Source organism: Cellulomonas fimi (assembly GCF_028527925.1).
GTDB classification, from domain to species: Bacteria; Actinomycetota; Actinomycetes; order Actinomycetales; family Cellulomonadaceae; genus Cellulomonas; species Cellulomonas fimi_C.
The window spans coordinates 20,134-27,044 of record NZ_JAPESW010000049.1 but is presented as its reverse complement, the minus strand read 5'-3'; the positions used below and the strand labels follow the sequence as shown (position 1 = coordinate 27,044).

Below are 6,911 nucleotides of genomic sequence, written 5' to 3'. Positions count from 1 at the left end.
TGCAGAACCTGTCCGGCACCGACCTGCGCAACGCGATGCTCAACCACGTCACGCAGGTCGCGTCGTACTACAAGGGCAAGATCTACGCCTGGGACGTCGTGAACGAGGCCTACGCCGACGGCTCGTCGGGTGCGCGTCGTGACTCGAACCTGCAGCGCACGGGCAACGACTGGATCGAGGCCGCGTTCCGCGCCGCCCGGGCCGCGGACCCGGCCGCGAAGCTCTGCTACAACGACTACAACACCGACAACTGGTCGCACGCCAAGACTCAGGGCGTCTACAACATGGTCCGCGACTTCAAGTCGCGCGGCGTGCCGATCGACTGCGTCGGCTTCCAGGCGCACTTCAACTCGGGCAACCCGGTGCCGTCGAACTACGACGTGACGCTGCGCAACTTCGCCGCCCTCGGCGTCGACGTGCAGATCACCGAGCTCGACATCGAGGGTTCCGGCTCCTCGCAGGCGCAGCAGTACCAGGGCGTCGTGCAGGCCTGCCTCTCCGTCGCGCGCTGCACCGGCATCACCGTCTGGGGCGTCCGTGACTCCGACTCGTGGCGCGCGTCCGGCACGCCGCTGCTCTTCGACGGGTCGGGCAACAAGAAGGCCGCGTACACGAGCGTCCTCAACCAGCTGAACGCGGGCGGGACCACCAACCCCAACCCGAACCCGACGACGCCGACGCCGACGAACCCGAACCCGACGCCCACGCCGACGAACCCGGGTGGCAGCACGCCGAGCTGCACGGCGACGTACTCCGAGGGCCAGAAGTGGAACGACCGCTTCAACGGCACGGTGACCATCCGCGCCAACACCAACATCAGCAGCTGGCAGTCCACGGTGACCGTGCGCTCGCCGCAGAAGATCATCGCGACCTGGAACGGCTCCCCGACGTGGGACTCGTCCGGCAACGTCATGACGATGCGTCCGAGCGGCAGCGGTGCGCTGTCGGCCGGCCAGACGACCTCGTTCGGCTTCACCGTCCAGCACGGTGGCAACTGGACGTGGCCCAGCATCACCTGCTCGGCGTCCTGACCCCCTGAGGTCTTCCCCGCGACGGGCGCGGCACCTTCGGGTGTCGCGCCCGTCCGTCGTGCGCGCGGCGCCGCCGATCCCCTCACGGCCGGAGCGGGGATCGTGGTGGAGTTCCTCGGCGGGCGGTCGGCCTGGACGGCGGGGGTTGCGGTCGGGCGACGAGGCGTCGACGATCGGCGCGACGCGGCCGGTGAGGCGAGGGGGCGGATGACACGCGACGAGCACCGCCGGGTCGTGTGGGCCGGCGACTTCGCCGGGCCGCCGGGCGCACCGCCCGACCCGCGCGTGTGGCGGCATGAGACGGGTGCGGGCGGGTGGGGCGACGAGCAGCTCCAGCGGTACACGGCGTCGACGCGGAACGCGTACCTGACCGGTGACGGCCGGCTCGCGATCACGGCGCGCCGCGAGGCCGACGGTGACATCACCTCGGCCCGCCTCACGACGCTGGGCCGGTTGACCGTCCGGCGAGGTCGTGTCGAGGCGCGGATCCGGCAGCCGCGTGGCGCGGGCACGTGGTCGGCGTTCTGGATGCTCGGCGACGACCTCGAGGACGTGGGCTGGCCCGCGTGCGGGGAGATCGACGTCATGGAGCACGTCGGCGCCGAGCCGCGCACGGTGCACGGGACGGTCCACGGTCCGGGCTACGCGGGCATCGGCGGGGGAGCGGGTGGGCGGCACGAGGCTCCCGCCCCGCTCGCCGACGGTTTCCACACGTACGCGGTGACGTGGACCGACGACGCGGTCGTCTGGGACCTCGACGGCGTGGAGTACCACCGCGTGACGCCCGACGACGTGCCCGGGCCGTGGCCGTTCCGGCACGGGTTCCACCTGCTGCTCAACCTGGCCGTCGGCGGCCGGTGGCCGGGGAACGACGCCGACGAGGTGGCCCTGCCTGCGACCATGCTCGTGGACCACGTCCGCGTGCTCGACCTCGGGTCTGGCGGCGCGTCGGGCGGTACGTCGGGTGGCGCGTCGGGCGGTGCCGAGGTGACCCTTCACCGCTGACGGCCCCGGGTGGATCATGGCCTCACCACGACTCAGGAGGCGCAGCGTGTCCCACGACGAAGCCGCCCGGCGGCGGCCCGACCTGCAAGGCATCCTCCGGCTGATCTCGCTGGCCCTCGCGGTGACGGCGGTCGTCAAGGAGCTCCGCACCCCTGCCGACCAGCGCGAGTGGAACGGCAAGGTCGTCGGTTTCGTGCCGTACGAGTTCCGGATGCCGACCGTGGAGCGGTTCAAGGAGCGCGTCTGGGACCCGGACGCGGCGCACCTGATCGGCCCGAAGGTGTTCGGCGTGGGCTGGACGGTCAACATGGGGAAGGTGTTCGGTCTGCTGCGCAGCAGGCTCTCGTCGGACGACTGACGCGGTCCCGGCCACGTTCCCTCCTCCTCGGCAATGTGATATCACATTAGTTGTCGCGCGCCGTCGGCGCGCCGGACCCGAGGAGCTGAGCACCATGCCCGACCCGACCACGCCCCCGCAGGACTCCGTCGGCGGCGACCCCAGCGGCCGTCCCGTCGGCCACGCCGGGGCGCGCGTCGAGGTAGTGGAACGCCCCGCACCGTCCGGCGGCACCGCCGTGGCCCTGCTCGTGCTGCTCCTGTTCTTCGCCCTGATCGCGCTCGGCATCGCCGCGGTCGCGCTCGCCGACGCCGACGACGCCCCCGGACTCGGCGCCATCGGCATCCTGCTGATGGTGGTCGCGCTGTTCGTCCCGTCGGGCGTCACCGTCATCAGCCCGGGGCAGACCAAGGTCGTCCAGCTCTTCGGCCGCTACCTGGGCACGATCCGCCGGACGGGCCTCGTCGCGACCGTGCCGCTGACCACGAAGAAGAAGGTCTCCGTCCGGGTCCGCAACTTCGAGACCAGCGAGCTCAAGGTCAACGACGCCGACGGCAACCCCGTCAACATCGCGTGCATCGTCGTCTGGCAGGTCACCGACACCGCGCGCGCGACCTTCGCGGTCGAGGACTACGAGGGCTTCGTCAAGGTGCAGTCGGAGTCCGCGCTGCGGCACGTCGCGATGTCGCACCCCTACGACGACGCCGACGCGGGCGAGCGCTCGCTGCGCGGCGCCACCGACCTGGTGTCGGGCGAGATCGCGTCGGAGGTCGCGGCGCGCGTCGTCATCGCCGGTGTCGAGGTCATCGAGGCGCGCATCTCCAACCTCGCGTACGCGCCCGAGATCGCGCAGGCGATGCTCCAGCGCCAGCAGGCCGGCGCGATCATCGCCGCCCGCGAGCGCATCGTCGAGGGTGCCGTCTCGATGGTCGAGGACGCGCTCGGCCGCCTCGAGCGCGACGGGATCGTCTCCCTCGACGACGAGCGCCGCGCCGCCATGGTGTCGAACCTGCTCGTCGTGCTGTGCGGCGAGAGCCGCGCCACGCCCGTCGTCAACGCGGGCACGCTCTACTCGTGAGCCCCCGGTGACCCCCGGCGAGAGCGGCACCGAGCCGGCCGGCGCCACGCCCCCGCGGCGTGAGCGCCGGCAGGTGCTGCTCCGCCTCGACCCGGCCGTGCACGACGCGCTCGCCCGGTGGGCCGCGGACGACCTGCGCAGCCTCAACGCGCAGGTCGACCTGCTCCTGCGCCGCGCCCTGGCCGACGCGGGCCGTCTGCCGCGCGACGCCACCCCCGTGCGCCGCCCGGGCCGGCCCCCGCGCGACGACCCGGCCTGACCTCGCCCGCCGCGGTCCCGGCCCCGGCCCTGGCCCGGCGCCGGTGGCGCGCCCGCCGCGCAACTGCCTCCCGGAGCCTGTCGTACCCGCCGCACGCGCTGGCAGGATCGGCGCGTGCCCGCCGCGACGGAGCAGCCAGGACGCTCGACCCGACGACCCCGCGCGGTCGTCGAGCTCCTCGTCGTGCTCGGCGCGTTCGCGGTCTTCACCTGGGTGCACGCGCACGTCGCGCGCGACGCCGCCGCCGCGACGGCGCACGCGCTCGCGCTGCAGGACGTCGAGCGGACGCTCGGCATCGACGTGACGCTCGCGACGAACGAGTGGCTGGTCGCCCAGCCGACGTGGGTCGAGGTCGCCGCCGTCTACGTCTACCGGTCGTACTACCTGGTGCTGCTCGGCGTGCTGGTCTGGGTGTACGTGCGGCATCCCGAGGTCTACCTGCGCGCCCGGCGGACGCTGCTCGCGATGATGCTGCTCGTGCTGCCCGTCTACTGGGCGGTGCCGATGTCGCCGCCACGGTTCGCGCTCGCGGGCGTCGTCGACGTCGTCCGACGGCACGACCCGCTCGGCGACCGCAGCGCTCCGACCCCCGGGTCGGTCTACACGGCGATGCCGAGCATGCACGTCGGCTTCTCGGCGTGGTGCGCGTACGCGGTGTGGCTCGCGCTGCGTCCGTCACGCCCGCGGGCGGCGTGGGCGGCGTGGCTGTTCCCCCTGGCGATGACGGGTGTCGTGCTCACGACGGGCAACCACTACGTGCTCGACGTCGTCGGGACGGCCGTGCTGCTGATCGCGTCGATCGGTGCTGCGGCCCTCTGGGGTCGGGCGGTCGACCGTCGGCGCCGGGACGGGCGCGCGGGCGCCCCCGGACACGACGACGGCGGGGACGTCCCCGCCACTCTCAACGTATAGAGCACAGGGGGTCTTGCGGCAAGGCCCCCCTCGCGGCGAAGAATCGCCGACCGTGACCTCGCAGACGACCAGCGCGTTCCACCTCCCCGACTCCCTCGCGGCCAAGGCCGACCCTGCCCTCGTCGCCGACGACGAGCGGTTCTTCGCCGCGCTCGCGGCCACGCTCGACCACCAGCGCGCGGACGTCGCGGCCCGGCTCGACGCGGCGCGCCGCGCACCCGGCGGGCACGGCACGGCGGCGCTCGAGCGGGACCAGGAGATCCACCGCCTGTCCGGGCGGCTGCGCGTGCTCCAGCGGTTCGGCCTCGACCTGTGCCTGGGGCGCGTGGTCCCCGCCGACGGCGGCGAGCCCGTCCACGTCGGGCGGCTCGGCGTGACCGATGCCGACGGCCGGCGGCTGCTCGTCGACTGGCGGTCCCCGGCCGCGGAGCCGTTCTTCGGCGCGACGCACGGCAACCCGATGGGTGCGGCCAGCCGACGCCGCTACCGGTGGACCGCGGGACGGGTCACCGACTTCTGGGACGAGGTCTTCACGCCTGACGGGCTGGTGTCGGACGCCGCGCTCGACGACCAGTCGGCGTTCGTCGCGAGCCTCGGTGCGGACCGGTCGGCGCGCATGCGGGACGTGCTCGGCACGATCGCGGCCGACCAGGACGCGATCGTCCGCGCGGGCTCGCAGGGGACGCTCGTCGTCGACGGCGGGCCGGGGACGGGCAAGACCGTCGTCGCGCTGCACCGCACCGCCTACCTGCTCTACCACGACCCGCGGCTCGGCCACCGACGGGGCGGCGTGCTGTTCGTCGGGCCGCACCAGCCGTACCTCGACTACGTGTCCGACGTGCTGCCGAGCCTGGGGGAGGAGGGCGTCCGCACGTGCACGCTCGCGGACCTGGTGCCGGAGGGCGCGTCGGCCGTCGACGAGGCGGACCCGGAGGTCGCGCGGCTCAAGGCGTCGGCCGACATGGTCCGCGCGATCGAGCCGGCCGTCCGGTTCTCCGAGCGCCCGCCGACCGAGGGGATGACCGTCGAGACGCCGTGGGCGGACGTCCGGCTCAGCACAGCCGACTGGGCGGAGGCGTTCGACGCACCCGAGCCGGGTACCCCGCACAACGAGGCGCGCGCGCAGGTGTGGGAGGCCCTGCTCGAGATCCTCGTCGAGAAGCACGACGACGACGTGCCCACGGACCAGCTGCGCCGCACGCTGCTGCGCGACCGCGACCTGGCGCGGGCGGTCAACCGTGCGTGGCCGCTGCTCGACGCGCCCGACCTCGTCGCCGACCTCTGGTCCGTCCCGGCCTACCTCCGGCTCTGCGCGCCGTGGCTCACGCCCGACGAGGTGCGGCTGCTGCAGCGCGACGAGCCGCGCGCGTGGACGACGTCCGACCTGCCGCTGCTCGACGCCGCCCGCGCGCGGCTCGGCGACCCCGACGCGCCCGCGCGACGACGGCGGCGCGACGCCGAGCGGGCCGTCGAGCGGCAGCAGCGCGAGCGCGTGGTCGACGAGCTGATCGCCGCCGACGACAGCGAGCTGCTCCTCATGTCCATGCTGAAGGGCCAGGACCTGCGCGACGCGCTCGCCGACCCCGCCGGCGACGACGAGCCCGCCGACCCGCTCGCCGGGCCGTTCGCGCACGTCGTCGTCGACGAGGCGCAGGAGCTCACCGACGCGCAGTGGCAGATGCTGCTCGCGCGCTGCCCGTCGCGCAGCATGACCGTCGTGGGCGACCGCGCTCAGGCCCGGCGCGGGTTCGCGGAGTCGTGGGAGGAGCGGCTCGGACGCGTCGGCCTGACCGGCGTCGAGACCGCGTCGCTCACGCTCAACTACCGCACGCCTGAAGAGGTCATGGCCGAGGCCGAGCCGGTCATCCGCGCCGCGCTGCCCGACGCCAACGTGCCGACGTCCGTGCGCCGGACCGGGGTGCCCGTGCAGCACGGGCGCCGCGCCGACCTCCCCGCCGTCGTCGAGCAGTGGCTCGCGTCGCACGGCGGCGTCGCGTGCGTCGTCGGCGACCCGACCTTCCCCGAGGGTGACCGTGTGCGGTCGCTCCCGCCCGTGCTCACGAAGGGCCTCGAGTTCGACCTCGTGGTGCTCGTCGAGCCGGAGTCGTTCGGCGACGGCGTGGAGGGGGCGGTCGACCGCTACGTCGCGATGACCCGCGCCACGCAGCGCCTCGTCGTCCTCACCGGCTGAGCGCCGACCGGCACGACGGTGCGCGCCGCCGGGGCGACACCGCCCCACGACACCCGGCCGTCACCTCGCGCTCATCGGACGGTGTCACCGCACGAAAC

At 74.0% G+C, this 6,911-nt stretch carries 7 protein-coding genes; all 7 read left to right on the top strand.

Annotated elements, in window-relative coordinates:
• The coding region (locus OMK64_RS17005) for an endo-1,4-beta-xylanase (protein ID WP_272729546.1) at positions 1 to 1,031 on the top strand (1,031 nt) is incomplete at its 5' end.
• A 207-nt stretch (positions 1,032 to 1,238) separates the two neighbouring features.
• Complete coding sequence (locus tag OMK64_RS17000) at positions 1,239 to 2,036, top strand: glycoside hydrolase family 16 protein (RefSeq protein WP_272729545.1); 798 nt, start codon at positions 1,239 to 1,241, stop codon at positions 2,034 to 2,036.
• 46 nt (positions 2,037 to 2,082) lie between these two features.
• Complete coding sequence (locus OMK64_RS16995) at positions 2,083 to 2,394, top strand: DUF5808 domain-containing protein (RefSeq protein WP_272729544.1); 312 nt, start codon at positions 2,083 to 2,085, stop codon at positions 2,392 to 2,394.
• Positions 2,395 to 2,488: 94 nt separating this feature from the next.
• The gene (locus tag OMK64_RS16990) at positions 2,489 to 3,451 is read left to right on the top strand and encodes an SPFH domain-containing protein (protein WP_272729543.1); all 963 of its coding nucleotides are present in this window, start codon (positions 2,489 to 2,491) and stop codon (positions 3,449 to 3,451) included.
• 7 nt (positions 3,452 to 3,458) lie between these two features.
• Positions 3,459 to 3,710, top strand: coding sequence for a type II toxin-antitoxin system antitoxin (locus tag OMK64_RS16985; RefSeq protein WP_272729542.1), 252 nt, complete (start codon positions 3,459 to 3,461; stop codon positions 3,708 to 3,710).
• 114 nt (positions 3,711 to 3,824) lie between these two features.
• Positions 3,825 to 4,622, top strand: a complete 798-nt coding sequence (locus OMK64_RS16980) for a phosphatase PAP2 family protein (RefSeq protein ID WP_272729541.1) — start codon at positions 3,825 to 3,827, stop codon at positions 4,620 to 4,622.
• A gap of 52 nt (positions 4,623 to 4,674) precedes the next feature.
• Positions 4,675 to 6,813 (top strand): RNA polymerase recycling motor ATPase HelR, encoded by a 2,139-nt coding sequence (gene helR / locus OMK64_RS16975; RefSeq protein ID WP_272729540.1) that lies wholly within the window; start codon positions 4,675 to 4,677, stop codon positions 6,811 to 6,813.
• The last annotated feature ends 98 nt before the right edge of the window (positions 6,814 to 6,911 follow it).